This is a genomic window from Streptomyces sp. NPDC050448 (genome assembly GCF_040655295.1).
In the GTDB taxonomy this organism is placed as follows: domain Bacteria; phylum Actinomycetota; class Actinomycetes; order Streptomycetales; family Streptomycetaceae; genus Streptomyces.
The window spans coordinates 249,129-274,566 of the sequence record NZ_JBFAJR010000006.1; the positions used below are offsets into that span (position 1 = coordinate 249,129).

Consider the following 25,438-nt stretch of genomic DNA (forward strand, 5'->3'; position numbering starts at 1 on the left):
CCGGATACCGGTCAACGGCCTTTGTCGTCCTGATACTTCTTCGGCCCATGAACAGGATCACCCGCCGGCAGGCCTTGGGCACCACCGCCGGCGCACTCACCGTCCTCGGCATCGCCGGCGCCACCGCGCACGCAGCCGCCACCGATTCCCGCGCCTCCATACCCACCGGCACGGTCGACGAGGTGTACCAGGGCCGCCGTATCCAGATCACCCCGGGCGGGGGCGGCCACCACGGCGGCCACCACGGGGGTGGCCACGACGATCTGCCGACCGTCCGGATAGACGGCCGCGAACTGCACGTCATGCGCAACGCCGACGGCACCTGGATCAGCGTGGTCAACCACTACGAGACCTTCGCCGATCCGGCCTCGCTCGCCCGCGCCGCCGTACGCGAACTGCAGGGCGCCGTCCTCGCCCCGTTCGCGCCCATGGGAGGCACGGCATGACCGTCCGCAAGAACCAGGCCGCCCTCACCGCCGAGGAGAAGCGCGCCTTCACGAATACGCTGCTCGAACTGAAGCGGACGGGCGTCTACGACCGGTTCGTGACCACGCACAACGGCTTCATCATGAACGACAGCGACTCCGGCGACCGGGTCGGCCACCGCTCGCCCTCCTTCCTTCCCTGGCACCGCCGCTTCCTGCTGGAGTTCGAGGCCGAACTGCAGAAAGTGGACCCGAAGGTTTCGCTCCCGTACTGGGACTGGACGGCGGACCGCACCTCCCGCTCCCCCCTCTGGGCCGCCGACTTCCTCGGCGGCACCGGCCGGGCCCGGGACGGACAGGTCCTCGACGGGCCGTTCGCGTACGCCAACGGCAAGTGGCCGGTGAACGTCCGGGTGGACGGCCGCACGTACCTGCGCCGCGCGCTCGGCTCGGGGGTGGCCGAGCTGCCGACCAAGGCCGAGGTGGACGCCGTCCTCGCCATGCCGGTGTACGACATGGCCCCCTGGAACAGCTCCTCGAACGGCTTCCGCAACCATCTGGAGGGCTGGCGCGGCGCCAACCTCCACAACCGGGTGCACGTGTGGGTCGGCGGCCAGATGGCCACCGGGGTCTCCCCCAACGACCCGGTGTTCTGGATGCACCACGCCTTCATCGACAAGCTGTGGGCGCAGTGGCAGACCCGCAATCCGAAGTCCGCGTACCTGCCGGCCGCCGGCACCGCGAACGTCGTCGACCTGCACGACACCATGCGGCCGTGGAACGACGTGACCCCGGCCGACATGCTGGACCACCGCAAGTTCTACACCTTCGACACGGAACCGGTCCCGGCCGCCGCCAGCCAGCGGTAGTGCAGTTCGGGGCGGCCGACCTGGCCGTACCGGGGGGTGCGGTCCGCCCGCCCGGTGTCCACCAGGTGCTCCAGGTAACGGCGGGCCGTGATCCGGGAGATCCCGGCCGCCCCGGCCGCCCCCGCGGCGGTCAGCCCCTCGGGCGCCGCCCGCAGCAGCGCGCCGACCCGGTCCAGGGTCGGCGCGCTGAGCCCTTTCGGGAGCTCGGCGGGGCCGGGCGCGCGCAGGGCGGCGAGCGCCCGGTCCACATCGTCTTGGCCGGCCGCCTCCCCCGCCGTCTCGCGGAACTCGGCGTAGCGCAGCAGCCGTTCGCGCAGCGTCGGGAAGGCGAACGGCTTCAGTACGTACTGGACCACGCCGAGCGAGACGCTCTCGCGGACCACGGCAAGGTCCCGCGCCGAGGTCACCACGATCACGTCCACGGGATGTCCGGACGCCCGCAGCCGGCGTGCGAAGCGCAGCCCGTGGCCGTCGGGCAGGGTGAGGTCGAGCAGCAGCAGGTCGACCCGGGTCCGCTCCAGGACGCGGGTGGCCTCGGCGAGTGAGTGGACGGCCCCGACGGCGGTGAAGCCGGGCACCCGGCCGACGTACAGCGCGTGCGCGTCGGCGGCGACGGGGTCGTCCTCGATCACCAGCACCCGGACCCCGGGCGCCTCGCGTATCTCGCGTGCCTCGCTCATGGCGTCGGCTCCCTTCGCATGGGCAGTCGTACGGTGAACTCGGCTCCCCCGCCCGGCACTTCGGCGGCCACCGCGCTGCCCCCGTGCCGGTGGGCCACCTGCCGGACCAGGGCGAGGCCGAGACCGCGCCCCTCCCCCTTGCCCGACCAGCCGCGCAGGAACACATCGGCCGCGGCACCCGCGGGCAGCCCGGGGCCGTTGTCGGTGACGCGGAGCAGCAGGCCGTCGCCCTCGGGCCGGACGGTGACCGCGATCCGGGCCCCGGGGACGCCGGTGAGGGCGTCGACGGCGTTGTCGAGGAGGTTGCCGAGCACGGTGACGAGGTCCCTGGCCGGCACGGTACCGGTCCGGCCGTCGACGGCGCGGCTGTCGGGGGTGACGACCAGCTCGACGCCCCGCTCGTGCGCCTGGGCGGCCTTGCCCAGCAGCAGCGCCACCAGGACCGGTTCTCCGACGCCGGTGACCACCTCGTCGGTGAGGGCCTGGGCCAGCTCCAGTTCGGCGGTGGCGAATTCCACCGCCTCGTCGGCGCGGCCGAGTTCGATGAGGGAGACCACGGTGTGCAGCCGGTTGGCCGCCTCGTGGGCCTGGGAGCGCAGCGCCTCGGTGAATCCGCGCTCCTGATCCAGCTCGCCGGTGAGCGACTGGAGTTCGGTGTGGTCGCGCAGGGTGACCACGGTGCCGCGGCGGCCGCCGCCCGCGACGGGCGAGCTGTTGAGGACCAGCACCCGCTCCGCGGTCAGGTGCACCTCGTCCACCCGGGGCCGGTCGGCGAGCAGGGCGCCGGTGAGCGGCGCGGGCAGCCCGAGGTCGGCGGCGCCGGTGCCCCTGATGTCCCCCTGCAGCCCGAGCAGTTCGCGTCCGGCGTCGTTGATCAGCGTGATGCGGCGCTGGCCGTCGAGCATCAGCAGGCCTTCGCGGACGCCGTGCAGGGCCGCCTGGTGGTAGTCGTACATCCGGCTGAGCTCGGCCGCGTTCATCCCGTGCGTGTGTCGGCGCAGCCGGGCGTTGACGACGTACGTGCCGACTCCGCCGAGGGCGAGCGCCCCGGCCGCGACCCAGGCGAGGACGGAGAGCTGCTGCGCGAGCCGGGCGCTGATCGCGCGGACGGTGATGCCGGCGCTGACCATGCCGACGACCCGGCCGTCGTCGAGGAGAGGGGTGACCACGCGGATGGAGGGCCCGAGGGTGCCGGTGTAGGTCTCGCTGAAGGTCTCGCCGCGCAGGGCGCGGGCGGTGTTCCCCATGAAGGGCTCGCCGATGCGGCGGGGGTCGGGATGGGTCCAGCGCCGCCCGTCCGGGGCCATGATCGTCACGAAGTCCACCCCGGAGTCGATGCGGACCCGCTCGGCGTAGGGCTGGAGCGCGACCGAGGGGTCGCTGCCGTGCGCCGCCGCGCGTACGGCCTCGTGGACGGACGGGGAGTCGGCGACCGCCCGGGCCACGGCCCCCGCCTGGCGCCGGGCGGCCTCCTCGGCCTGCCCGCGGGCGGTGGCGTACGCGAAGACCGCGCAGCCGGCGACGACCACGGCGACCACCAGCACCTGCATGGCGAAGAGCTGGCCGGCGAGGCTGCGGGGCGGACGGGGGAACCGGAACATGACGTTCAGTGTGCACCCGGCCGTGAACTCAATGAACGCAAGGGTGACCGGGGTCACAGCCTCGGGCGATGGTCCTCCCGGGACGTATTCACCACCAGGAGGCGAGCCGTGGCCGGCAGACGCGACAAGACCCATTATCTCTACATCGCGGTGATCGCCGCGGTGCTCCTCGGCATCGCCGTCGGCTTCGCCGCACCGGGCACGGCCGTGGAGCTCAAGCCGCTGGGCACCGGCTTCGTGAACCTCATCAAGATGATGATCTCGCCCGTGATCTTCTGCACCATCGTGCTGGGCATCGGGTCGGTGCGCAAGGCCGCGAAGGTCGGCGCCGTGGGCGGCCTCGCCCTCGGCTATTTCATGATCATGTCCACGGTGGCGCTGGCCATCGGACTTCTCGTCGGGAACCTGCTGGAGCCGGGCAGCGGACTGCACCTGACCGAGGCCGTGAAGCACGCCGGAGAGGCGCAGGCCAAGGCGGGCGGGGCGCAGAGCACGCCCGAGTTCCTGCTGGGGATCATCCCGACCACCCTGGTCTCCGCGTTCACCGGGGGCCAGGTGCTCCAGACGCTGCTCGTGGCGCTGCTGTGCGGGTTCGCGCTCCAGGCCATGGGCACGGCGGGCGAGCCGGTACTGCGCGGGATCGGACACGTGCAGAAGCTGGTCTTCCGGGTACTGGCGATGATCATGTGGGCGGCGCCGGTGGGCGCGTTCGGCGCGATCGCGGCGGTGGTCGGCGCGACGGGGATGGACGCGCTGAAGTCACTCGCCGTCATCATGATCGGCTTCTACACGACCTGTCTGCTGTTCGTGGTCGTGGTCCTCGGCACCCTGCTGCGGGTGTGCACCGGGATCAACGTGTTCTCGCTGCTGCGCTACCTGGGCCGCGAGTTCCTGCTGATCCTCTCCACCTCCTCCTCGGAGTCGGCGCTGCCCCGGCTGATCGCGAAGATGGAGCACCTGGGCGTCTCCAGGCCGGTGGTCGGCATCACGGTGCCGACGGGCTACTCGTTCAACCTGGACGGGACCGCGATCTACCTGACGATGTCCTCGCTGTTCATCGCGGAGGCGACGGGCAAGCCGCTCGCCTTGGGCGAGCAGATCTCGCTGCTGCTGTTCATGATCGTGGCCTCGAAGGGCGCCGCCGGTGTGACCGGCGCGGGGCTCGCGACGCTGGCCGGCGGGCTCCAGTCGCACCGGCCGGAACTCGTCGACGGCGTCGGGCTGATCGTGGGCATCGACCGCTTCATGAGCGAGGCCCGGGCGCTGACGAACTTCGCGGGCAACGCGGTGGCAACGGTGCTCATCGGCACCTGGACCAAGGGGTTCGACCGCGAGCGGGCCGCCGAAGTCCTCGCGGGCCGCCTGGAGTTCGACGAGACCACGCTGGTCGACGACGGCCACGGCACGAAGACCCTCACCGTGCCCGGCCAGTCGCCGGCCCGCGCCAGGGACGGCGTACCGGTATAACCGGCACGCCCGTCACGGGCCGACCGGGCAGGGCTCGCCCCCACGGTGCCCAGCCCGGTCGGCCCCACACTCGTGTCCGGGCTGCGCGCGTCCTTTCGACCGGTCCGGTCCGCGTGGCGCGGCGGATTGCCTCCGCGGGGGCGCCGGCCCGACGATGGCGGTGTCCGCACGGGGGGGGCGTGCGCGCCGTGCGAGAACACGACGACGGGCAGTCCGGCCGGCGGAGTGCGTCCGGTTCCGGATCGCTCAGATCGCGGCCACATGGGCGTTTTTCAGCCACCCGGCCGCGAAGTGTCCTGCGGTAAAAGGTACTTCCATACCGGGGCACGTGTCTGACATCTTGCGTCCACCACTCGTTTCGTACGGCCCGGTAGGTGCCACCAGCACCACCGGGCCGTCTTCGGAGGACGCATTGATACCCCACATATCCAGCCGACCGAGACGTACTCTCGTGCTGGCCGCCACCCTCGGCGCCGCACTCGCGTTCGGGGCCCCCGCCGCGCTCGCCGGCACCGCCCCGGTTTCCCCTTCCGGCCACTCCGCCCCGTCCGCCCCCGCCAAGGCCTCGGCCGCGGCGCCGACTTCCCAGAGTGCGACCTGGGTTGCCGGCACCCGCGCCTACCTGGTGATCACCGCCCCCGGTGACAGCTCCGCGGTGCGCTCGGCCATCGCCGCGAACGGCGGCACCGTCTTCTCGAACTTCGACGCCATCGGCGTGATCGTCGCCCACTCCTCCTCGGCCGGCTTCGCCGCGACCATGCGCGGGGTCAGCGGGGTCCAGCAGGTCGGGGCCACCCGTACCTCGGACGTTCCGGCCGACGCCTACAACCCGGCGCTGCCCGCCAACCCGGCGCAGGCGACGACTCCGGCCGGCGAGCCCGTCCGCGCCGACATGAGCCAGATCAAGGCGGACCAGGCCTGGGCCGTCACCACCGGCTCCGCCTCCGTCAAGGTCGGCATCCTGGACACCGGTGTGGACGACCAGCACCAGGACCTGGCGCCGAACTTCAACGCGGCCGACTCCGTCTCCTGCGCCTATGGCAAGCCCGACACCCGTACGGGCGCCTGGCGGGACGTGGACACCCACGGCACCCACGTCGCGGGCACCATCGCGGCCGCCAAGAACGGCAAGGGCGTCGTCGGCGTGGCCCCGGGCGTGAAGATCTCCGCGGTCCGCGTCGCCGAGCCGGGCAACGCGTTCTTCTTCGCCGAGAACACCATCTGCGGCTTCGTGTGGGCCGGTGACCACGGCTTCAAGGTCACCAACAACAGCTACTACACGGACCCGTGGCAGTTCAACTGCCCGGACAACATCGACCAGGCCGCCATCATCGAGGGCGTCAAGCGCGCCCAGGAGTACGCGGAGAGCAAGGGCTCCCTCCAGGTCGCCGCGGCGGGCAACGAGAACTACGACCTCGCCCACAAGACGACCGACTCCGCGAGCCCGAACGACTCGACGCCGGTCACCCGCACCATCACCAACGCCTGCCTCGACATCCCGACCGAGCTCCCGGGCGTGGTCACGGTCGCGGCGAACGGCACCGGCACCACGAAGGCCTCGTTCTCGAACTTCGGCTCGGGCGTCATCGACGTGGCGGCCCCGGGCAGCGACGTCTACTCCACCCTGCCGGGCGGCACGTACGGCACCAAGAGCGGCACGTCGATGGCCACCCCGCACGTGGTGGGCGTCGCGGCGCTGCTCGCCAGCACCAACCCCGGCATCACCCCGGCGCAGCTGCGCGACAAGCTGGCCACGCAGGCCAACGACATCGCCTGCCCGTCGGACAACCGCTGCACCGGGACCGCGGCCAACAACTCGTTCTTCGGCGAGGGCCAGGTCGACGCGCTGAAGGCGGTCGGGTCCACCCCGCCGCCCGGGAAGTACTTCGAGAACCTCGACGACTTCGCGATCAACGACAACGCCACCGTGGAGAGCCCCATCACCGTCAGCGGGGTGAGCGGCAACGCGCCGGCCACCCTCAAGGTGGGCGTGGACATCAAGCACACCTACATCGGGGACCTGAAGGTCGACCTCGTGGCCCCGGACGGCTCCGTCTACACGCTGAGCAACCGGGCCGGCGGCGGCACCGACAACATCGTCCAGAGCTTCACCGTCAACGCGTCCTCCGAGGTCGCCAACGGTGTCTGGAAGCTCCGCGTGAACGACAACGCCAACGCGGACACCGGCAAGATCGACGCCTGGAACCTCACCTTCTGAGGCACTGAGGCGCTGAGGCGCCGGAGGCGCCACTGCCGCACTACTAACGCCGCAGGACGTCGGCGAGCCAGTCGAAGACGACGTCGCAGTGCTGCTGCGGGGCCATCGGGGAGCAGTGCAACTGCGCCCCGGTGGCCTCCGTCAGTTTCACGTACTCGCGCTTCGAGCGCAGCAGGTCGTACATCTGCCGGGGCTGGCCCGGATAGAACTGCTCGAAGTCGTAGTCGAGGACCAGCGTCGGCGCCTTGATCCGCGGCACGACCTTGGTGATGTCGAGGCCGATCGCGACCTGGGCGGGGGTCCAGAGGTCCTTGAACACCCGGCCGGCGCGGGCTTCGCGCAGTGCCTCCCTCGAGAAGATCTCGAAGCGCTTCTTGACCGTGGTGGCGAGCTCCGGCGTGAGTTCGGGGACGACGTCCTCGTTCCAGACGCGGTTGGTCTCCGCCTTGTCGGCGGTGACGATGTCGCGGATCTCCTTGTCGAAGCCGAGCCAGGGGTTGGGCGCGCCGGGCATGCACACCACGGCCGCGAGCCGGCGCTCGAAGGCCGCGGCGCGGGCGACGAGGTTGCCGCCCATGCTGAGGCCGGTGATCGCGATCCGGCCGCTGTCCACGTCCTCGCGGGCGTCGAGCCAGTCGACGAGCGGGGCCACCACCTGCTCCCACCGGGTGGTGAAGGGGATCTCCTCGACGAACAGCAGCCGGCCCTGGCCCGGACCGTCGTAGACGAGGGCGTTCCAGCCCCGGTCGAGGGCGGCCGAGACGCCGTAGGTCCACATGTCGAGGTTCTGGCCGTCGCTGCCGTTGGTGAGGATGACGGTGGGGCGGGGCTCGTCCGGGCCGTCGGGCCGGAAGAACCAGACCGGGAGGCGGGTCGTTCCGTACGGGACCCCGGCGCGGACGGCGGGCGGGGAGCAGAGCCCGGTGAAGGCGTCCCAGGCCTTGCGGCCGGCCAGGTAGACCGCTTCCTCGTCGCCGGGGCTGCGGGTGCCGAGGACGTAGAACAGCGCCTGGGCGTAGTACTGCGCGGCCCGCAGCGACCGGAACCGGCGGGTCTGCGAGGGGGCTTCGCCGCCGTGCCGGCCGGCGGCCGGGGGCGCGGCGAGCCGGTCGCCCCAGGCGCGGAAGGTGTCGGTGAAGGTCTGCGCGGACAGGCCGGCGGTGTTGATGGCGTTGACGGCGGTGAGCACCTCGCCCACCTCGGAAGCGCGCATGCCGGCCGCGCCGAGCGCGAGGAGCCCGGCGAAGTTGAAGCCGGGGTCGTCGAACAGCTTCATGGCTCCCGGCGAGGGGTCGGGGGCCGCCGCGGCGGCCCGGGGCGTGGCGGCCGCACAGCCGGCGGCCCCGCCGACGGCGACGGCTCCGGCGCCGGCTGCGAGTCCGGTCAGGGCGGCGCGCCGGGACAGCCCCGACGGGCCCCCCGACCGGGGCTGCGGCTGCGGTGTGCGAGCGTGCGTCATGGCAGGGACCGTAGGAGGCGGCCCGGGCGGATCGGCGCCCGCCACACCCTCGACTGCTCCGAACGGCCCTGCCCGGCTACCTGGTCCGCAGCACGCAGTCCCCGCAGAGTCCGCCGCCGGGCACCTGGTAGTAGAGGCAGCAGCTGCGCCGTACGAAGGCCACCCCGAGGCCCTCTTCGTGGACGAAGCTGCCGGTCCCGCCGAGCGCCCCGCCCTCGGCCAGCAGCTCCGCGGCCAGGGACACCGCCGGGCCGCCCGGGACCCGGTCGATCAGCACCCGCAGCGCCCCGACCAGCCCCGACGCGGTGTTCCCGCGCAGCACCTTGGGCGACACCCCGTACCGCCCCCGCAGCCGCGCGTCCAGGACCGCGAGGTTGCCCAGCACGCTCTCCCCGAGCGCCTCGGCCGGCAGGTCCCCCTGGCCGGGCCCGGGCAGCCACAGCTCCAGCGATCCCGCCGCGGGCAGCCGCCACCACACCCGGTCGGCTCCGAGGTCCGGGACCCGCCCGCCCAGCGCGGCGCAGCCCAGCCCGAGCGACCACAGCCGCGAGGCGATCCCGAACTGCGCGGTCGACGCCGCGACCCGCCCGGGGCCGCTCCCGATCCGCCGGCCCACCTCGGCGACGTACGGCTCGAGTTGCGCCCCGTACAGCGCGCTCAGCGGCCGGTAGCCGTCCCCGGGCGGCTCCGTGCCGTACGGCACGGTGAAGAAGGGGCCGACGGCCGCCAGCCGGCGCAGTACGTCCTCCACCTCAGGCTCCGTATCCGTCGTCGGGCAGACCGGGGTCCGCCTCCGGGCACTCCCGGTGGTCCAGGCCGTACGAGGAGACCGTGTGGAGCGGCCAGTCCTGGGCGATCGGCTCCGTGTCGCAGCAGCGGGCCACGAAGACGAAGCCCACCACGGTCTGCGGCAGGGGCTCCGCGTACAGGGTCCGCTGCTCGGGCAGCCGCTCGGACCACTCGGTGCGCCAGGCGACCCCGGCGGCGGCGAGCGCCGCGGTGAGCCCGGACTCGGTGACGGACACGGGTCCGCGGTACGACTCCCCCGCGCCGGGGCCCGGGAGCTCCACGTCGTCACGCCAGGTGTCCACGCTCATCGAGCGCAGCCGGCGGCACCGGCAGAACACGTTCTCCAGGCTCCCGTGATGGAACCAGTGCGGCCACCGCTGCCCCGGGTACACCGGCCACGAGCAGTCCGGCTCGCCGTGCGCGGCGACCAGGTCGTGCAGGTGCGCGCCGACGTGGAAGGCGCCGAGCCTCCCCGTGGCCGCGAAGCGGGCCAGTTCCGTCACGAAGTCCATGCGGGGATGATCTCAGCTGGCGACGGTCTCGCGGATCACGGCCGGGCAGGTGACTGAGCCCGTACGAAGGCCCCCGCGGGCTCGGTTCCCCGGTGAACCGCCCCGGCCCGGCGGACCGCCGGGCCCATCGCGTACGAGGCGGCCAGCAGGACCGCGCCGAGCAGCAGCCAGCCGGGGATCCCCCAGAGCAGGAGCAGCGAGGTGAGCACCAGCGGTCCCAGGGTCCGCGCGATCGGCACCCCGGTCCCGAAGAAGCCCTGGTACTGGCCGATCCGCTCGGCCGGGGCCAGCGAGAAGCCGATCTGCCAGGACCCGGCGGACTGCCGCATCTCCGCGTCCACCTGGAGCACGCCTCCCGCCACGAGCAGCGCCGCGGCCGCCCAGCCGGCCCCGGGCAGCGCCGAGAGGGCGAACACGGCGCAGGAGGCGGCCATGACCAGTCCGGACACCCGGACCGCCCGCCGGGCACTGTCCAGGTCGGTCACCGGCCGCGCGGTCCGCACCTGGAACAGCATCACGGCGACGGTGTTGAGCACGAACAGCGCCGACACCAGCCAGCCGGGGGCGCTGGTGCGCTCCACGATCCACAGCGGGATCGCGAGGCTCAGCAGCGGCATCCGCAGCAGCAGGATCGCGTTCAGCAGCGTGACCAGTGCGTACGGCCGGTCGCGGAGCACCGCCAGCCGCGGCTCCCCCGCCGCGCGCCGCGGTACGGGAGCCACCGCGGGCAGCCGCAGCAGTACGGCGGCGCAGACCAGGAAGCTCACCGCGTCGAGCACGAACACCGCGAGGTAGGCCCGCTCGGTGTCGGCGCTCAGGGCGATCCCGCCGAGCGCCGCGCCCAGCGCCAGCCCGGCGTTCAGCACGGACTGGAGGTGGGCCAGCACACCCGTGCGCTCCTGCGGGGTCACCAGCCCCGCGAGCAGCGCCTGCCGGGCGGCCGCCAGCCCGCACTGGGCGATGGCGTAGACGACGACGGCGAGCAGGAAGGCCCAGAACGAGCGGATGAACAGGAACGAGGACACGGAGGCGGCGGTGGCCAGCGCCAGCAGCACCGAGGTGCCGCGCGGTCCGCGCCGGTCGGCGAGCGCCCCCAGCGGAACGCCCGCGACCGAGCCGATCGCCCACGCGAGCGTCAGCCCGAGGCCGATCTGGGCGGGCGAGAGACCGACCACCCGGGTGAAGTAGAGGGCCGAACACACGTAGTAGGCGCCGTCTCCGACGGAATTGCTCAGCTGGGCGGCGGCCAGTCGGCGCGGCGCCCCGGGTGGGGGCAGGATCCGTATCGTCACCTGCCCATTGGATCATCCGGATGGCCCAATGGATCGGTCCAATCGGACCACGGTCTGATGGGCCACTTGACTCAGGTCCCCCGGCACGGCCGCGCAGCGCCCCGGCACCCGCCCGCGGACACACCACAGGCGACCGTCTGTTCGATGTCCGGGCGGTCGGCGAGGGCTCCGGGAACATCCGCCGGGCCGACGGCCCGGGCCGTGCCCGGGCGCGTGCGAGCATTCCCGCATCACCGCAGGTCAGAGGTTGTTTGTATGGCAGCCGGAGGTTGTCGGCGCCGCCGTCCGGGGGGCCTGCACCGGGCGCTGGAACGGATGTCTGCGGATCAGGATTACGGGCGCTCCGGGCCGGGGACCAAAGTCATCGAAAAACATGGCGGCGACGTTGCCAATTTGGGGGTTCATGAGAGGAGATTTAGGGGCTACATTGAGCCACTCGCGTTCACCTGACAGCCCGTTGCCTTTCACCCGTGTTTTGCACGGGGGGCGACGTCAGGAGCGCACACTGTGCAACCACCCCACCGCCCAGAAGGACCGAAGGCTCCGTGCCCGTACCCGTACTCCTCGCCGGCCGCACCGTGCGGCTCGAGCCCCTCGCCCCCCACCACACCGAGGCCTTGGCCATGGCCGGGGCCGAGGATCGTACGACTTACGCCTTCACCCCCGTACCCCATGGGGTGCAGGCGTCCCACGAGTACATCGACCGCGCCCTCGCAGATCAGGCGGCGGGTCGATCGCTCCCCTTCGCGGTGGTCAGAGCCACCGACGGCCGGGTCGTCGGTTCGACCCGCTTCCTGGAACTCGACTACTGGCAGGGACCGCTGGTGTGGCCCGCCGTGCCGGGCGTCCCGTTCGGTGATCCGGCGACGGCGATCCCCGATGCCGCCGAGATCGGCAATACCTGGCTGTCCCCGGGCGCCCAGGGGACGGGCATCAACACCGAGGCGAAGCTGCTCATGCTCCGCCATGCCTTCGAGACCTGGGGCGTCCGCCGCATCTCGCTGCGGGCCGACGCCCGCAACGGGCGCTCGCGCGCGGCGATGGAACGCCTCGGGTTCACCTGCGAGGGGGTCCGCCGGGCCCATTCGCGGGGCCTCGACGGTGCCGTGCGCAGTACCGCCTTCTACTCGATCCTCGACGAGGAGTGGCCGGCCGTGCGGTCGATCATCGAGCTGAGGCTGTCCGCGGGTGCGCAGCGCAAGCGGCGACGCAAGACACTGATCCCGGCGTAACGGTCCTGCGGGCGGCCCCGCCCCGGCCTTCCTCCCGGCGTCAGCCGAGGAAGGCCGGGGCGAGGGCCGAGGTCATCAGCGGGGCCGGAGCGCCGCTGCCGTCGGCCGGCAGGGCGTACAGGTCGGCGCCGAAGTCGCCGGGCAGGGAGTAGACGACGGTCCTGTCGTCCGTCCACACCACCTGGTCGTCCACGCTGCGTTCCTCGGCGAGCGGGGTCTCCTGCATCGAGGCGAGGTCCAGGGCGTACAGCCGCCACGGGGCGTCGGCCGACAGGCCGGGCACCCGCTTCTTGAACACCAGCCGGGTCCCGTCGGGCGACAGCGACGGGCATTCCAGGTTCTCGCGGAGCGTGGTCACGGTGCGTTCGGCGAGGTCGCCGCGGATCAGGTAGGTCTGGCCGCCGGTGGCGAGCGTCGCGTAGAAGGTCCGCTCGTCGGCGGCGAAGGTCACGCCCCAGAAGTTGACGTCGGCGTTGCGGTACGCCTTGCCGTCCTTGCGGATCGCGAAGTCCTCCAGCGAGGCGTCGAATTTGCCGGTGCGCAGGTCGAGCAGCGAGGTCCGGGTGGAGAAGTTCGTCCCCGCGTACGAGTCCCCGCCGACGAAGACCGTCCAGGCGACGAGGTGTCCGCCGGGCGAGACCCGGGCGCGGGTGGGGATGCCGGCCAGCGGGTGCGCGGAGACCTCCTTGAGACGGTCGTCGAGGACGACGGCCCGGTAGCTCTCCTGGACCCCGCCCTTGTCGGCCTGGAGGCAGATCCCGGTGCCGGCCGCCGCGTGGAAGCGCAGGCAGCGCACGCCGGAGGCGGTACGGGGTCCCGTGGGCGCATCGGCGGGGACGGTGGCGAGCTCGTCGCGGTGCGGGCCCCACGCCATGTTCCGGAACACGATCCGCCGCTTGCCCTGGTCCGGGGCCAGGGACACCTCACCCCGGCTGATCTGCGGTCCGCCGGCCTGGGTCTGGTTCTTCTCGTCGGCCCGCGAGGAGGCCCGTACGACGGCGAGCACCCCCACCGCGGCGAGCAGCACGACGGTGGAGACGAAGATCAGGATCCGGCGTTGGAGGGTCATGGCGGCCTTTCGGGGATGTGGGGGGCTTGAGGCGGCCGAGCGGTCTCAGGCGGCTCGCGCCTCGGCGGCTGCCGCGTCCGCGGGGCGCAGCAGGGCGCACCCGCCGGCCGCGGCGGCCAGCAGCACGGCTGCGACCGCGAGGGCGGGGCGGGCGCCCCAGACGGTCCAGGCGGCGCCGAAGCCCAGCGAGGCGGCGAACCGGGCGAGGGCCTGGCCGGTCTGGACGAGGGCGAGGCCGCCGCCGCGGTGCTCCTCGGGCACGGCTCCGGCGGCCGCGGCCATCAGGACGCCGTCCGTGGCCGCGTAGAAGCCCCCGTGCAGCAGGAGCACGGCGTACGGGAGGAAGACGGCACCCTGGCCGTACGGTCGCCCGCCGGCCAGCAGGAGGCCGTACGTGAGGAGCAGCGCGAGGTGGCCGCCGAGGAAGACGCGCCAGCGGCCGACCCGGTCGGCGAGCCGGCCGAGCGGCAGTGCGAGCAGGAAGAACGCGGCGGCGGTGCCCAGCGGCAGCAGCGCGAACCAGCGGTCGGCGATCCCGGTGGCGTGCTGGAGCAGCAGGAAGACGAAGGCGTCGCTCACGGTGCACAGCCCGAGCAGCAGCGCGCACAGGCTGATCCGGCGCAGGTCCCGACGGCCCAGGAGGCCGAGCGAGGCGCGCAGGGAGACGGGCTCGGCGCCGGGCGCGGGCTCGGTGCGGCGGCCCGGGACGAAGAGGACGAGCACAAGCACGCCGAGGGCGGCGACGCAGGCGCTGACCGTGAAGACGGCGTCGTAGCCGTCGGCGGCGCCGCGCAGGATCAGGAAGGCGAGGATCGGCCCGATCAGGGCGCCGGCGGTGTCCATGGCCCGGTGGACCCCGAAGGCCCGGCCGCGGTCCTCGGGGGCGGCTGCCAGGGAGATCAGCGCGTCGCGCGGGGCGGTGCGCAGGCCCTTGCCGGTGCGGTCGAGGGCGAGCACCGCGCCGATGGCGGGGAGGGTGTGGGCGAGCAGGAGCAGCGGTTTGCACAGGGCCGAGAGGCCGTAGCCGAGGCCGGCGAGGGCCTTGTGGCGGCCGAAGCGGTCGCCGAGGTGGCCTCCGGCGAGCCGGACCAGGGCGCTGATGCCGTTGTAGAGCCCGTCGAGCAGCCCGAAGCCGAGCGGGGAGAGGCCGAGGCCGGCGACGAGGTAGAGGGGGAGCACGGCCGTCACCATCTCGGAGGAGACGTCGGTGATCAGGCTGACCGTGCCGAGGGCGAGCACCGTGGGGGCGAGCGCGGCGCGCCGCCCCGGGCTGCTGCCCGGGGCGACGGCCTGCGGCTCGGGGGTCACGGCGGGCGCGGGGGTACCGCGGCTGTCCGCAACGTACATGGTCAGGAAGCCCAGATCCCCGTGATGTCCTGGGCGGTGGCCGCGTTCCCGGCGTGGGTGGTCAGGCCCGCGAGGCCCTCCAGGGTGCGCAGCATGTCGTAGTGGTTGTACGTGGTGCCCGACGTGCTGCCCGGGGTGACGGGCTGGCCGTACAGCACGGTCGGGATCTGGTTGCCGGCGAGCCGGTTGTCCTCGTCGAAGGTGACGACGAGCAGGCTGTTGTGGGTCTTGGCCCAGTCCGCGTAGGCCTTGAGGTTGTTCTTGAGCCAGGTGTCGCCGGTGCCGACGGAGCAGTCGTGCATGTCGCTGCACAGGTTCGGGACGACGAAGGACACCTTGGGGAGGGTGGTGTAGTCCGTCGGGAACTGGGTCATGGTCTTGGCCGTGCTGGTGGGCACGTTGGAGAAGGCGAACCAGGGGTTGTGCTTGCGGGCGTACTTGCCGCTGCTGCACGTGGTGGAGCCCTGGCTGGGCAGGGTCTCGTTGTAGCTGCCCCAGCTCTTGCCCGCGGCGATGAGCTCGGAGGCGAGGTTGGGCGCGGAGCTGAAGCCCGGCGTGTAGCAGCTGTCGTCGGTGACGCCCTGGTTGGAGCCCGAGAACAGCTGGAGGTAGTTGGGCTGGCTGGGGTGGGTGATGCCGTACGACTGCGTGAGGTTGGCACCCCCGCTCTTGAGGGAGTTGATGTACGGGGCGCTGGAGCTGCCGATGACCTGGCTGTAGGCGTGGTTCTCGAAGACCACGACGACGACGTGGTCGGGGGCCGGCAGGCCGGCCGCGTGCGCGGGCTGTGCGGCGCCGATGCCGGCCCACAGGGCCGTGCCGGCGGCGGTGAGGCCGAAGGCGGTGGCGAGGGCGGTCTTGCGGCGGGACCGTGATGAGGGCATGCCAAACACGGAAAATACCTCCAGGCAGGGGGGGTCTGAGGGCGGCGCGGACGCACCATATCCAGGGGCATGTGCATGGGCCAGGGACAGACGGCTAACAGACCGGGAACACCGGTGGCCTTCCGGGTGTTCGGCAACGGCCTGCCCTAGGTCAACCCAAGAGCAGGGAAAAAGGGGAACCACGGAGCACGTAGGCTCATCCTTCGAACAAGAAGAGACCACCCCCCGACGGGGCAGCACCAGCTGGAGAGCAACCGCACATGTCGTACGCACCCGACGGACAGCACCAGCCGTACCGGTCGGAAGGGCAGTACCAGCAGCAGCCCTACGGCACCTCGTACGCGCAGCCGTACGAACCCCAACAGCACCACGAGCCCCCGTACGGGCCGCCGCACCCGCCGTACGGCGAGCCGGAGGAGCTCGAGGACAACCGGCGGCGTCCGCGCCGGGGCCGGCGCTGGCTGATCGCGGGTGTCTCCGTCCTCGCCCTCGCCGGCATTGCGGCAGGGGTGATGTACCACTTCGAGATACCCCCCTTCACCGACAAGGGCAAGGACGTCTCCTTCGGGCAGCCGGCCGCGGGCGGCAAGACGGGCGGCGGCGACGTCAAGCAGGCGGCCAACTCCAAGGCGCTGATGCCCACCGGCCCGAAGGCCGAGTTCAAGAACTCCATGACCCTGGGCGACGGCACGCACGTGGCCGTCACCACGCTGGACGGCAAGAAGTCCGGCTTCAAGGGCAAGGTGTGGGTCTGGGCGCCCAAGGAGTACAACGACCCGAAGTTCGCGAAGAGCGGCTTCCCGGTCATGATCGCCCTGCCCGGCGGCGCCGGCTACCCGAACAACTACTGGATGGGCACCGACCTGGGGCTCCAGACCAGCATCAGCAAGTGGTACGCCGAGGGCAAGAGCAAGCCCTTCATCCTCGCCATGCCGGTGCTGAACCCGGCCGGCGACGAGAAGGGCATCTACTGGGACGCCTCCGACATCCCCGGCCAGCCCAAGATGGGCACCTGGCTGACCGAGGACGTCCCGGACCTGATGAAGGAGAACTTCCGCACCATCAAGTCCCGTGACGGCTGGGCCTACATGGGCTCCTCCACCGGCGGCTTCGCGAGCCTGAAGGCCGTCCTGCAGCACCCGGACAAGTTCAAGGCCGCCATCTGCTCCGGCCCGGACATCGTGCCCGACTCCTCGCTGTGGAAGGGCCACGACAAGGAGAAGGCCGAGAACAACCCGGAGTTGCTGGCGAAGGCGCTGATCGACAAGAAGGGCGCCCCGGACGTCTACCTCGCCTTCCAGGTCGGCGACAACGAGAACAACAAGAAGACCCTGCCCGATGTGCAGAAGTTCATCGCGACCTACGGCAAGGGGCCGATCCACACCAGCATGAGGGTCATTCCCGGCGGCCAGCACAACGCCAAGACCTACGTCCCGAACATGGGCGAAGGCCCGATCCAGTTCATCAGCAAGGTCCTGGAAGGACCGGTGGAGTAACCACCGGTTCGACCGACTCCACGCGCTGCGGCCCGCCGAACACCATCGGCGGGCCGTTGCCGTCCCAGGCCGCCCAGCCCGGGTTCCCGGTCACCGCGAAGCGCACCCAGGCCGCGTGCATCCGGTCGGCCAGCTCCTGCGGGGCGTCCGGCCCGGCCAGCCAGGAGGACTCCGGCACGTCGAGCGTGTCGAACACGAAGCCCAGCTCCAGGGCGTGGCAGGCGCCGAGGCCCGGAACACCGGAGGGCCAGCCGAACTCGTACAGGAAGCTCGAGGCGGTCCGCCGCGCCCCGGCGAGCCGGCGCAGCGGGTCGCGCAGCAGCCGGTCGGTCAGCAGCTGCCCCGCCAGCTCGGCCGGGCCCGCCCCGGGCAGTGCGGCGCGCAGCGCCCGTACGGCGGCCCGGTCCTTGCCGCTGCGGGAGCGGGCCAGGGCCACGGTGAGCGGACCGAGCCGGTCCATCAGCTTCATCGCGCCGGTGGGGGCGAGCCAGAGCCGGTACTCCTCGGTGGTCCAGCCCAGCAGCAGCGGTACCTCCGCCGCCGCCGCGGCCTCGAGCGGGTCGCCGGGGAGCGTGTCCGGGTCGGCGACCAGGCCGAAGGCGGGCCCTGCGACCAGGGGGCCGGAGCGGCGCAGGACGGCGCCCTGGGCGGCGAGCAGGTCGGGCAGGGCGGTGGCGGCGAAGGCCTCCGCGGTCGCGGGCACCTTCAGGAGGGAGGCCATCCGCCGGACCATCCTGCGCACCCTCTCGCGCGGCAGCACCTCGGGGGCGCCGCTCTGCAGCGCGGCCCCGGCGAAGAGCCCGGCGGCGCGCGGGGCCCCGAGCAGGGCGCCGACGCTGATGGCTCCGGCGGACTCACCGAAGACGGTGACGCGGCCGGGGTCCCCGCCGAAGGCCTCGATGTTCTCCCGGACCCAGGTCAGGGCGGCGATCTGGTCGAGCAGCCCGCGGTTGGCGGGGGCGTCGGGGAAGAGCCCGTAGCCGAGGACGCCCAGGCGGTAGTTGACGGAGACGAGCACCACCCCGTCGCGGGCGAAGGCGGAGCCGTCGTACACGGGGACGGCCGAGGAGCCGCGGGTGAGGGCCCCGCCGTGCAGCCACACCATGACGGGCAGCCGGGCCCCGGGGGCCGGGGCCGGGGTCCACACGTTGAGGTTCAGACAGTCGTCCCCGGAGACCTCCGGGTCGGGCAGCAAGGCGGCGAACTTCGCCGGGTAGGGCACCTTGGGCGCGGTGGGCCCGAACGCGCCGGCGTCGCGTACGCCGTCCCAGGCGGCCGGGGGCGCGGGCGCGGCGAAGCGGAGGGCGCCGACGGGCGGGGCGGCGTACGGGACGCCCCGGAAGGCGGCGATGCCGTCCGGCCCGGTCCGGCCCTCGACGACGCCGTACCCGGTCCTGACCCGGGGCCGGCCGCTGCCGCCCGCTGTGCTCATCGTTTCCTCCGCTGAATCCGGTGTTCCGCGTACCGGGCACGGTCGCACAGGCCTGCGACGGGTGACAAGGCGTGACCCGGCGCGGGGCGGACCGGGTTGGACCGGTCATGCGATCCATGCGTATCCACCCCGGCGTCCGCGGCTTCGTCCAGGCCGGCTCGGTCCCCCTGCTCCTGCTCGTGGCCGCAGGCACGGCGCAGGCCGCCGGGCCCGACTTCCAGTACGTCGGCCGGGACGACAAGGTCCACGGGCTGACCGACCCGCAGGGCTGTGTCGAGGCGAAGGGCGGCGGTCACAAGGCGGTCACCAACGCGACCCGCAGCACCGCGACGCTCTACCGCGGGCCCGGCTGCACGGGCGACAGCGTGGCGGTCCTGCAGCCGGGGGCGGGGGGCCAGATCGAGCCGTACTTCGCCTCTGTGCGATTTTCCTTCACCGCGAAGGCCCAACGGCCGTGACTCCTGGGCTCCCTCTGCGTTGTATGCCATGTCAAATGCCACAGCTCCCCTGTGGCACCCCAATCTCACGAGGAGATCTTGATGTCGCGTATCGCGAAGGCAGTCGCCGTCACCGCTGTTGCCGGTAGCGCCCTGGCCGCCGGCGCCGGTCTGGCCGTCGCCGATGCCGGAGCGCACGGTGCGGCGGTCGGCTCCCCCGGTGTCTTCTCGGGCAACCTGCTCCAGGTTCCGGTGCACGTCCCGGTCAACGTCTGCGGCAACACCGTGAACGCGGTCGGGCTGCTGAACCCGGCGTTCGGCAACACCTGCATCAACCAGTCGGGCGGCGAGCAGCACACCGAGGGCTACGGCGGCTGACCGCCTGCGCCTGTCGGCCGGCTTGACCGGTTGGTCCGAGGACTGAGGGCCCCCGCCGTACGGCGGGGGCCCTTCTTCCGTGGTCCACCGGACCGGACGTCCGGACCATCCGGATCTTCCGTGGCGCCGGATCATTCGTATCGGTAGAGGCCCTCGTGGCCGAGCATGTCGCGCGGGGTGATGTCCCACGGCGGCATCAGCTCGTCGAGGGCGATCACCCGGCCGTGCTGCGGGTCGCCCGGTTCGGGCGGGGTCGCGGGCAGGTAGCCGGAGCCGGGGTGCTTCTGCTGCCAGCGGTCCCACAGCAGGTCCACGAAGGCGTGGTGCAGCCAGAACGCCGGATCGTTGGGGGCCGTACCGCCCGTCATGTGGCCGCCGATCCACTGGTGCACCTTGTTGTGGTTGCGCCAGCGCTCGCTCTTCGGCGCGGCCCAGCCCTCCAGCTTGTTGCGGAATCCGCCGTCGCGGGCCGTGGAGTCCCAGGGCGAGGTGTCGTACGCCGGGTCGTCGAGCGCCCACTGGAGCTCGGCCGCGGTGGGCAGGGCGATCGGGTTCTGCGGCCGGCCCAGGTTGCGGGTGAGGAAGCGGGCCTCCGTGATGCCCACGGTGATCTCCCAGTTGCCCTTCTCGTGGGCGAAGGGGCCGGTCGTCACGCGACGGTCGCTCTCGCGGCCGGTTCCGCCGAGGAAGTCCTCGGCCCAGAGCGAGGAGACCGGGCTGTTGTCCGTGGTCCAGTCCCAGTACGGGACCGAGACACCCGGGTCCACGGCCTGGAGCAGCCGCTCGAAGTGGAGCAGGTAGCGCCGGTGCCAGGGGAAGAAGGACGGGGACATGTGCCCGACGCGGAGCTTGCTGTCCCGGTCGGGCACGAAGTACTTGTCGTGAGTGCGCACCAGATCGTCGTACGCGCCGTTGCGCTTGAGCTCCAGCACGGCCGCCGTGAACCGCTTCTTCTGGGCACTGGTCAGGTTCTTCTGGTTCTGCCGCGTGTACATGCGGGGTTCCTCCCGTTCCGTCCTGTGCTGTTCCGTGCCGTCCGTCAGCCGTGGTGCGGGGCTGCGAGCGCCAACTGGTTGGTGCCGAGCTCGTCGACGGCGGCGCGGGCGAGTTCCAGTGGGGTCTCGAACGACTGGAAGTGGTTGATCCCGCTCAGGTAGCTGCCGTCGGCGCGGCGCATGACGTGCAGGGGGCGGCCGTCGATCCGGACCCCGGCGAGGTCGACGGCGATGTGCCGGCCGCGGTAGGTCTCCTCGGTGAGGGGGGCCGGGGTGAGGGTCTGCCGGGGGCGGCGCGCACGCAGTACGGGGGCCAGGGCCGCGGCGGCGCCGGCGAGCACCGCCGCGGTGAAGGCCGTACGGAGGAGCGTGCGGCGGGTGAGTGCTGCGGATGCGGATGTGGTGTACATGCGGTCTCCCTCGCTCGGTGGTCCGCGCTACGGGGTCTAACGCGGCGCGGCGGGCGAGGTCACCTCGGCCGGTGAGGGTGCTTGTAGAAGAGGGTGGTGGGGTGCAGGCGGCCGGCCGGGTCGGTGGCGTAGTCGGGGATGGTGCCGGCCTCGGTCCACCCGGCGGAGCGGTAGACGGGGTTGCGGGGGCCGGCCCGCGCAACGGCGCCGCACCGGCCCGGGTCCGGGCGGGGCCCGGTGAACGCGAGAAGGGCGGGGAGGCGAGAGGCTCCGCGCAGCGCACCCCGGCCCGGAGTCCGCGCAGCGCACCCCGGCCCGGAGAGCGGGCACGGGCGCGAGCGCGAACCCGGGCGGGCCGGGCTACGGGGACGGGAGTTCCGCGAAGTCCGCCACCAGGGCGTGGTGGTGGCCCGGGGTGCCCAGGGCCAGCGCATCGGCCTTGGCGCGCTTCAGGTACAGGTGCGCCGGATGCTCCCACGTCATGCCGATGCCGCCGTGCAGCTGCACGCACTCCTCCGCCGCACGGACCGCGACCCCGGAGCAGTACGCCTGGGCGACCGCCACCGTGAGCGGGGCGTCGGGGGTCCCGGAGGCCAGCGCGTCCGCCGCGGCGCGGGCCGCCGCACGGGCCGAGGCCACGTCCAGCCAGAGCTGCGCCAGGCGGTGCTTCAGCGCCTGGAAGGAGCCGATCGGCCGGTTGAACTGGTGGCGGCCGCGTACGTGCCGCACCGTCTCCGCAAGGCACCACTGCGCGAGCCCGAGCTGCTCGGAGGCCAGCAGTCCGGCCCCCGACAGCAGTGCTCCGGCGACCGCCGCGCGGGCCGTCGCCGGGTCGGCGAGCCGGGTTCCCGCGGCGCCGTCCAGCGTCACCGTGGCGAGCGGCCGGGTCAGGTCCAGCGGGACCAGCGGGACCAGCGAGACCTCCGCTGCCGGGACCGCGTACAGCCCCGAGTCCGCGAGGACCAGCAGCACATCGGCGGCCGCCGCGTCCGCCACCGAGGTGACGGTGCCCGTCAGGACTCCGCCCCCGGTGTCCCGTACGGGCGCCGGCAGCGGCGCGCCCGGGGCCTGCGTCAGCGGCAGCGCCGGTGCGCACACCTGCCGGCCCGCGGCCAGCTCCCGGAGCAGCCCCGCCACTTCATGCGTGTCGCAGCCCAGCAGGATCTCCGTCGCGAGCACCGCGCTCGTCAGGTACGGGACCGGCGCCACGGCCCGCCCCAGCTCCTCCAGCACCACGGCCGCCTCCCGGTGGCCCGCGCCCTGGCCGCCGAGCTTCTCCGGCACGAGCAGCCCGGCGGTGCCGATCTCCGCGGCGAGCGTGTGCCACAGCTCCGGGTCGTGCGGCCGGTCCGTCTCCGCCCGGACGATCACGTCCGCCGGTGCGCAGCGGTCGGCGAGCAGCGCCCGTACGGCGGACCGGAGTTCTTCCTCCGTCTCGGAGTAGAGCAGGTCGAAGGCATCGCTCATCGGGCCAGGTCCTTCCAGGCGAGGTCCTTGTCGTCGCGCGGCTCGGCGGGCAGGCCGAGGACGCGTTCGGCGAGGATGTTCAGGAGGATTTCGCTGGTGCCGCCCTCGATGCTGTTGCCCTTGGCGCGGAGGTAGCGGTAGCCGGCGTCGCGGCCGGTGAAGTCGACGAGCTCGGGCCGGCGCATCGTCCAGTCCTCGTACAGCAGGCCCTCCTCGCCGAGGAGTTCCACCTCCAGGCCGCTGATCTCCTGGTTGAGGCGGGCGAAGGTGAGCTTCATCCCGGAGCCTTCGGGGCCTGGCTGGCCGGCGGCGAGCTGCTGGCGCAGCCGCTCGGCGGTGAGCCGGGCGACCTCGGCCTGGACCCACAGCTGGAGCAGGCGCTGGTGCAGTGCGTGGGTCCGCAGCCCGGGCCGCTCGCGCCAGGCCGCGGCGACGGGCGCGATCATGCCGCCCTCGCGGGGGAGCCGCATGCCGCCGATGGAGACGCGCTCGTTCATCAGGGTGGTGCGGGCGACCTCCCAGCCCTGGCCGACGGCGCCGAGCCGGTGGCTGTCGGGGATGCGGACGCCGGTCAGGAAGACCTCGTTGAACTCGGCCTCGCCGGTGATCTGGCGCAGCGGCCGGACCTCGACGCCGGGGGCGTGCATGTCGCACAGGAAGTAGGTGATGCCCTGGTGTTTGGGGAGCCCCGGGTCGGTGCGGGCGATCAGGATGGCCCAGCGGGCGGTGTGGGCGCTGGAGGTCCACACCTTCTGCCCGTCGACGATCCAGTCGCCGGAGCCGGTCTCGCGGACCGCGCGGGTGCCGAGCGCGGCGAGGTCGGAGCCGGCTCCGGGCTCGCTGAAGAGCTGGCACCAGACCTCCTCCCCCACCCACAGGGGGCGCAGGAAGCGCCGCTTCTGCTCGTCGGTGCCGTAGGCGAGGATCGTGGGCGCGGCCATGCCGAGGCCGATGCCGATCCGGCGCGGGTCGTTGTCGGGGGCGCCGGCGGCCTCGAGTCCGGCGTCGACGACGGCCTGGAGGGAGCGGGGGGCTCCGAGCCCGCCGAGGCCCTCGGGATAGTGGACCCAGGCGAGGCCGGCGTCGAAGCGGGCCTGCAGGAACGCGGTACGGCCGGTGTCGGCGGGAGGGTGGGCGAGGAGCAGGTCCCGTACGCGCGCCATCAGTTCTTCGGAGGTGGTCACCGCGGGCCGCCTCCGCTCAGGGCCGGTACGACGACCAGCCGGCCGGTGGTGGTCCCGTCGGCGAGGCGCTGCACGGCGTCGGCGGCTCCGGCGAGCGGGACGCGTTCGCTGACCAGCGGCCTGATCGCGCCCTCGGCGGCGAGCCGGGTGAGCTCGGTGTGGCAGGCGGCGATGGCGGCGGGGTCCTTGGTGGCGTAGAGGCCCCAGTGCAGGCCGAGGATGGCGTAGTTCTTCACGAGGGCGTGGTTGAGGGCGGGGGCGGGGATGGTGCCGCTCGCGAAGCCGACGACGACGATCCGGCCCTCGAAGGCCACGCACTTGGCGGAGGCGCTGTACGCGTCGCCGCCGACGGGGTCGTAGACCACGTCGGCCCCGCGCCCGCCGGTGAACTCCTTGACCCGGGCTGCAATCCCGGCCATTTCCTCGCTCGTCCGGTCGATCACCAGGTCGCAGCCGAGCTCCTCGGCGGTGCGCGCCTTGGCCTTGCCTCCGACGACCCCGATGACGGTGGCGCCGGCGGCCTTGCCGAGCTGGACGGCGGCGCTGCCGACCCCGCCGGCGGCGGCGTGCACGAGCAGGGTCTCGCCGGGCTGGAGGCGGGCCCGGCGGTGCAGGCCGAACCAGCCGGTCTGGTAGCCGATGTGCAGGGCGGCGGCCTCGGCGTCGTCGAGGGTCTCCGGGGCCGGCAGCAGGGCGCGGGCGGGCGCGGTGACGTACTCGGCGAAGCCGCCGTGCGGCAGGCTCGGGCTGGCGATGACGCGGCGGCCGTCCTCGGTCTCGCCGCAGATCTCGACGCCGGGGGTGAAGGGCAGCGGCGGGCGGATCTGGTACTGCCCGCGCACGAGCAGCGCGTCGGGGAAGTTGACGTTCGCCGCGAGCACCTTGAGCCTCACCTCGCCCTCGCCGGGCACCGGTTCGGGAACCTCTTCGAGGCGCATGGCCTCACGGGGTTCGCCGGGGGTATGTACTCGCCATGCCTGCATCGGGGGCCTCCAGCGGCCGTCGAGGAACACGCTCCGCGGGCATACTAAGCAGTCGCTTGCCTCTCTGGGAACCACCGGCAGGGGGCGGACAACCGTCCGGACCGAATCAACACGCGTCATTCCGGCCACTTCCGCCCCACCTTCGGCAGCGTGTGGCGTCCGCATGCCATGACTCAACGGGGAACAGCACCTGTCCAGGGGGGACCACCACATGAGAAGAAGCATGTCCGCGGCCGGAGCCGCCGCCGTTCTGGCGGGCCAGGAGTCGTTGCCCGGCCTGCCCGCGCCGCCGCCCGGCGCCGCCGCCCTGCCGCCCGGTACGTACGCAGACCAGGTGGTCCTCGTGACCGGCGGCGGCACCGGGCTGGGCAAAGCCATCGCCGCCGAGTTCGCGCGGCTCGGCGCGGACCTGGTGATCGCGAGCCGGCGCGCCGGGCAGCTGAAGGCGGCACAGGAGGAGTTGGCGGCCGTCCCCGGCGCGGGCCGGGTGACGGCCGCCGTGTGCGACATCCGGGACCCGGAGCGGATCGCGGAGGTCTTCTACGCGGCGCAGGCGGCGCTCGGGCTGCCGGACGTCCTGATCAACAACGCGGCCGCCAACTTCCCCTGTCCGGCGGAGGACCTGTCGCCCAACGCCTGGCGGGCGGTGGTCGACACCACCCTGACCGGCACCTGGTTCACGACCCGCGAGTTCGGCCGCCGCCGCCTCGCCGCCGCGACACCCGGCTCCATCGTCAGCGTCGGCGCCTCGTACGCCTGGACGGGCGGACCGGGCTTCGCCCACAGCGCCGCCGCCAAGGCCGGGGTGAAGA

General features: G+C 73.0%; 23 protein-coding genes and 2 pseudogenes. 9 read left to right on the forward strand and 16 right to left on the reverse strand.

The genetic code is table 11. From position 1 onward, the window contains the following. Window positions 1-47: 47 nt before the first annotated feature. Entirely contained in the window at window positions 48-446 is a 399-nt protein-coding gene (locus AB0I68_RS11000; protein WP_363176922.1) for a tyrosinase family oxidase copper chaperone, read from the forward strand. Then, on the forward strand, window positions 443-1,294 hold the full coding sequence (locus AB0I68_RS11005; RefSeq protein WP_363176923.1) for a tyrosinase family protein: 852 nt from the start codon (window positions 443-445) through the stop codon (window positions 1,292-1,294). Before AB0I68_RS11000 ends, AB0I68_RS11005 begins: the two co-directional genes overlap by 4 nt. On the opposite strand, the gene AB0I68_RS11010 is transcribed toward AB0I68_RS11005, so the two are convergent. After that, the gene (locus tag AB0I68_RS11010; protein ID WP_363176924.1) at window positions 1,246-1,974 is read right to left on the reverse strand and encodes a response regulator; all 729 of its coding nucleotides are present in this window, start codon (window positions 1,972-1,974) and stop codon (window positions 1,246-1,248) included. The two genes, AB0I68_RS11005 and AB0I68_RS11010, sit on opposite strands and share 49 nt — an antisense overlap. Then, window positions 1,971-3,575, reverse strand: a complete 1,605-nt coding sequence (locus AB0I68_RS11015) for a sensor histidine kinase (RefSeq protein WP_363176925.1) — start codon at window positions 3,573-3,575, stop codon at window positions 1,971-1,973. The genes AB0I68_RS11010 and AB0I68_RS11015 overlap by 4 nt, the downstream gene beginning before the upstream one ends. Window positions 3,576-3,683: 108 nt before the next feature. On the opposite strand from AB0I68_RS11015, the gene AB0I68_RS11020 reads away from it, so the two are divergent. Further along, window positions 3,684-5,042 carry a cation:dicarboxylase symporter family transporter gene (locus AB0I68_RS11020; protein WP_363176926.1) on the forward strand — a complete coding sequence of 453 codons (1,359 nt, stop codon included), beginning with the start codon at window positions 3,684-3,686 and terminating at the stop codon, window positions 5,040-5,042. Between the two features lie 451 nt (window positions 5,043-5,493). Then, window positions 5,494-7,260: a S8 family serine peptidase gene (locus AB0I68_RS11025; RefSeq protein WP_363176927.1), complete on the forward strand. Its 1,767-nt coding sequence runs from the start codon at window positions 5,494-5,496 to the stop codon at window positions 7,258-7,260. Between the two features lie 43 nt (window positions 7,261-7,303). On the opposite strand, the gene AB0I68_RS11030 is transcribed toward AB0I68_RS11025, so the two are convergent. The 4 genes from AB0I68_RS11030 to AB0I68_RS11045 all read right to left on the reverse strand — a co-directional run bounded on the left by AB0I68_RS11030 (window position 7,304) and on the right by AB0I68_RS11045 (window position 11,312). Further along, window positions 7,304-8,719 (reverse strand): alpha/beta hydrolase, encoded by a 1,416-nt coding sequence (locus AB0I68_RS11030; RefSeq protein WP_363176928.1) that lies wholly within the window; start codon window positions 8,717-8,719, stop codon window positions 7,304-7,306. 76 nt (window positions 8,720-8,795) lie between these two features. Beyond that, window positions 8,796-9,470: a (2Fe-2S)-binding protein gene (locus tag AB0I68_RS11035; protein ID WP_363176929.1), complete on the reverse strand. Its 675-nt coding sequence runs from the start codon at window positions 9,468-9,470 to the stop codon at window positions 8,796-8,798. Between the two features lies 1 nt (window position 9,471). After that, window positions 9,472-10,020: a hypothetical protein gene (locus AB0I68_RS11040; RefSeq protein ID WP_363176930.1), complete on the reverse strand. Its 549-nt coding sequence runs from the start codon at window positions 10,018-10,020 to the stop codon at window positions 9,472-9,474. A 35-nt stretch (window positions 10,021-10,055) separates the two neighbouring features. Next, window positions 10,056-11,312: an MFS transporter gene (locus AB0I68_RS11045; RefSeq protein ID WP_363176931.1), complete on the reverse strand. Its 1,257-nt coding sequence runs from the start codon at window positions 11,310-11,312 to the stop codon at window positions 10,056-10,058. Between the two features lie 545 nt (window positions 11,313-11,857). Here AB0I68_RS11045 and AB0I68_RS11050 point away from each other — a divergent pair. Further along, window positions 11,858-12,544: a GNAT family protein gene (locus tag AB0I68_RS11050; protein ID WP_266661044.1), complete on the forward strand. Its 687-nt coding sequence runs from the start codon at window positions 11,858-11,860 to the stop codon at window positions 12,542-12,544. 40 nt (window positions 12,545-12,584) lie between these two features. Here AB0I68_RS11050 and AB0I68_RS11055 read toward each other — a convergent pair whose 3' ends face one another. Genes AB0I68_RS11055 through AB0I68_RS11065 form a run of 3 tightly spaced genes read right to left on the reverse strand, consistent with a single transcriptional unit; the run spans window position 12,585 to window position 15,844 of the window. Further along, on the reverse strand, window positions 12,585-13,613 hold the full coding sequence (locus tag AB0I68_RS11055; protein WP_363176932.1) for a hypothetical protein: 1,029 nt from the start codon (window positions 13,611-13,613) through the stop codon (window positions 12,585-12,587). Between the two features lie 45 nt (window positions 13,614-13,658). Continuing rightward, a complete protein-coding gene (locus AB0I68_RS11060; protein WP_363176933.1) occupies window positions 13,659-14,960 on the reverse strand; it encodes an MFS transporter in 1,302 nt (433 codons plus the stop codon). A 2-nt stretch (window positions 14,961-14,962) separates the two neighbouring features. Beyond that, window positions 14,963-15,844 (reverse strand): alkaline phosphatase family protein, encoded by an 882-nt coding sequence (locus tag AB0I68_RS11065; RefSeq protein WP_363176934.1) that lies wholly within the window; start codon window positions 15,842-15,844, stop codon window positions 14,963-14,965. Window positions 15,845-16,104: 260 nt separating this feature from the next. On the opposite strand from AB0I68_RS11065, the gene AB0I68_RS11070 reads away from it, so the two are divergent. Next, window positions 16,105-17,340, forward strand: coding sequence for an alpha/beta hydrolase-fold protein (locus tag AB0I68_RS11070; RefSeq protein WP_363176935.1), 1,236 nt, complete (start codon window positions 16,105-16,107; stop codon window positions 17,338-17,340). Here AB0I68_RS11070 and AB0I68_RS11075 read toward each other — a convergent pair. Next, entirely contained in the window at window positions 17,309-18,772 is a 1,464-nt protein-coding gene (locus AB0I68_RS11075) for a carboxylesterase family protein (RefSeq protein ID WP_363176936.1), read from the reverse strand. The two genes, AB0I68_RS11070 and AB0I68_RS11075, sit on opposite strands and share 32 nt — an antisense overlap. Before the next feature lie 116 nt (window positions 18,773-18,888). Between AB0I68_RS11075 and AB0I68_RS11080 the strand changes: the two genes are divergently transcribed. After that, window positions 18,889-19,230 (forward strand): hypothetical protein, encoded by a 342-nt coding sequence (locus AB0I68_RS11080; protein ID WP_363176937.1) that lies wholly within the window; start codon window positions 18,889-18,891, stop codon window positions 19,228-19,230. Window positions 19,231-19,311: 81 nt separating this feature from the next. Continuing rightward, the gene (locus AB0I68_RS11085) at window positions 19,312-19,587 is read left to right on the forward strand and encodes a chaplin (RefSeq protein ID WP_363176938.1); all 276 of its coding nucleotides are present in this window, start codon (window positions 19,312-19,314) and stop codon (window positions 19,585-19,587) included. 131 nt (window positions 19,588-19,718) lie between these two features. Here AB0I68_RS11085 and AB0I68_RS11090 read toward each other — a convergent pair whose 3' ends face one another. The 6 genes and pseudogenes from AB0I68_RS11090 to AB0I68_RS11115 form a co-directional block, all read right to left on the reverse strand. Continuing rightward, window positions 19,719-20,582, reverse strand: coding sequence for a tyrosinase family protein (locus AB0I68_RS11090; protein ID WP_363176939.1), 864 nt, complete (start codon window positions 20,580-20,582; stop codon window positions 19,719-19,721). Between the two features lie 44 nt (window positions 20,583-20,626). Next, window positions 20,627-20,992, reverse strand: coding sequence for a tyrosinase family oxidase copper chaperone (locus AB0I68_RS11095; protein WP_363176940.1), 366 nt, complete (start codon window positions 20,990-20,992; stop codon window positions 20,627-20,629). 59 nt (window positions 20,993-21,051) lie between these two features. Continuing rightward, a pseudogene (locus AB0I68_RS11100) lies at window positions 21,052-21,168 on the reverse strand (GNAT family N-acetyltransferase); the annotation flags it as partial. A 184-nt stretch (window positions 21,169-21,352) separates the two neighbouring features. Then, the gene (locus AB0I68_RS11105; protein WP_363176941.1) at window positions 21,353-22,459 is read right to left on the reverse strand and encodes an acyl-CoA dehydrogenase family protein; all 1,107 of its coding nucleotides are present in this window, start codon (window positions 22,457-22,459) and stop codon (window positions 21,353-21,355) included. Next, window positions 22,456-23,622 (reverse strand): acyl-CoA dehydrogenase family protein, encoded by a 1,167-nt coding sequence (locus AB0I68_RS11110; protein ID WP_363176960.1) that lies wholly within the window; start codon window positions 23,620-23,622, stop codon window positions 22,456-22,458. Before AB0I68_RS11110 ends, AB0I68_RS11105 begins: the two co-directional genes overlap by 4 nt. Before the next feature lie 17 nt (window positions 23,623-23,639). Continuing rightward, on the reverse strand, window positions 23,640-24,626 hold the full coding sequence (locus tag AB0I68_RS11115; protein WP_363176942.1) for an NADPH:quinone oxidoreductase family protein: 987 nt from the start codon (window positions 24,624-24,626) through the stop codon (window positions 23,640-23,642). 223 nt (window positions 24,627-24,849) lie between these two features. Between AB0I68_RS11115 and AB0I68_RS11120 the strand changes: the two are divergent. Beyond that, window positions 24,850-25,437 (forward strand): annotated as a pseudogene (locus tag AB0I68_RS11120) (SDR family NAD(P)-dependent oxidoreductase); the annotation flags it as partial. Window position 25,438: the final 1 nt, after the last annotated feature.

Bases quoted from the DNA above. Each gene is read 5' to 3' on its own strand.
- AB0I68_RS11000 (WP_363176922.1), top strand. From the start codon at position 48: ATGAACAGGATCACCCGCCGGCAGGCCTTGGGCACCACCGCCGGCGCA.
- AB0I68_RS11005 (WP_363176923.1), top strand. From the start codon at position 443: ATGACCGTCCGCAAGAACCAGGCCGCCCTCACCGCCGAGGAGAAGCGC.
- AB0I68_RS11010 (WP_363176924.1), bottom strand. From the start codon at position 1,974: ATGAGCGAGGCACGCGAGATACGCGAGGCGCCCGGGGTCCGGGTGCTG.
- AB0I68_RS11015 (WP_363176925.1), bottom strand. From the start codon at position 3,575: ATGTTCCGGTTCCCCCGTCCGCCCCGCAGCCTCGCCGGCCAGCTCTTC.
- AB0I68_RS11030 (WP_363176928.1), bottom strand. From the start codon at position 8,719: ATGACGCACGCTCGCACACCGCAGCCGCAGCCCCGGTCGGGGGGCCCG.
- AB0I68_RS11040 (WP_363176930.1), bottom strand. From the start codon at position 10,020: ATGGACTTCGTGACGGAACTGGCCCGCTTCGCGGCCACGGGGAGGCTC.
- AB0I68_RS11055 (WP_363176932.1), bottom strand. From the start codon at position 13,613: ATGACCCTCCAACGCCGGATCCTGATCTTCGTCTCCACCGTCGTGCTG.
- AB0I68_RS11060 (WP_363176933.1), bottom strand. From the start codon at position 14,960: ATGTACGTTGCGGACAGCCGCGGTACCCCCGCGCCCGCCGTGACCCCC.
- AB0I68_RS11065 (WP_363176934.1), bottom strand. From the start codon at position 15,844: ATGCCCTCATCACGGTCCCGCCGCAAGACCGCCCTCGCCACCGCCTTC.
- AB0I68_RS11070 (WP_363176935.1), top strand. From the start codon at position 16,105: ATGTCGTACGCACCCGACGGACAGCACCAGCCGTACCGGTCGGAAGGG.
- AB0I68_RS11075 (WP_363176936.1), bottom strand. From the start codon at position 18,772: ATGAGCACAGCGGGCGGCAGCGGCCGGCCCCGGGTCAGGACCGGGTAC.
- AB0I68_RS11080 (WP_363176937.1), top strand. From the start codon at position 18,889: ATGCGTATCCACCCCGGCGTCCGCGGCTTCGTCCAGGCCGGCTCGGTC.
- AB0I68_RS11085 (WP_363176938.1), top strand. From the start codon at position 19,312: ATGTCGCGTATCGCGAAGGCAGTCGCCGTCACCGCTGTTGCCGGTAGC.
- AB0I68_RS11090 (WP_363176939.1), bottom strand. From the start codon at position 20,582: ATGTACACGCGGCAGAACCAGAAGAACCTGACCAGTGCCCAGAAGAAG.
- AB0I68_RS11095 (WP_363176940.1), bottom strand. From the start codon at position 20,992: ATGTACACCACATCCGCATCCGCAGCACTCACCCGCCGCACGCTCCTC.
- AB0I68_RS11105 (WP_363176941.1), bottom strand. From the start codon at position 22,459: ATGAGCGATGCCTTCGACCTGCTCTACTCCGAGACGGAGGAAGAACTC.
- AB0I68_RS11110 (WP_363176960.1), bottom strand. From the start codon at position 23,622: ATGGCGCGCGTACGGGACCTGCTCCTCGCCCACCCTCCCGCCGACACC.
- AB0I68_RS11115 (WP_363176942.1), bottom strand. From the start codon at position 24,626: ATGCAGGCATGGCGAGTACATACCCCCGGCGAACCCCGTGAGGCCATG.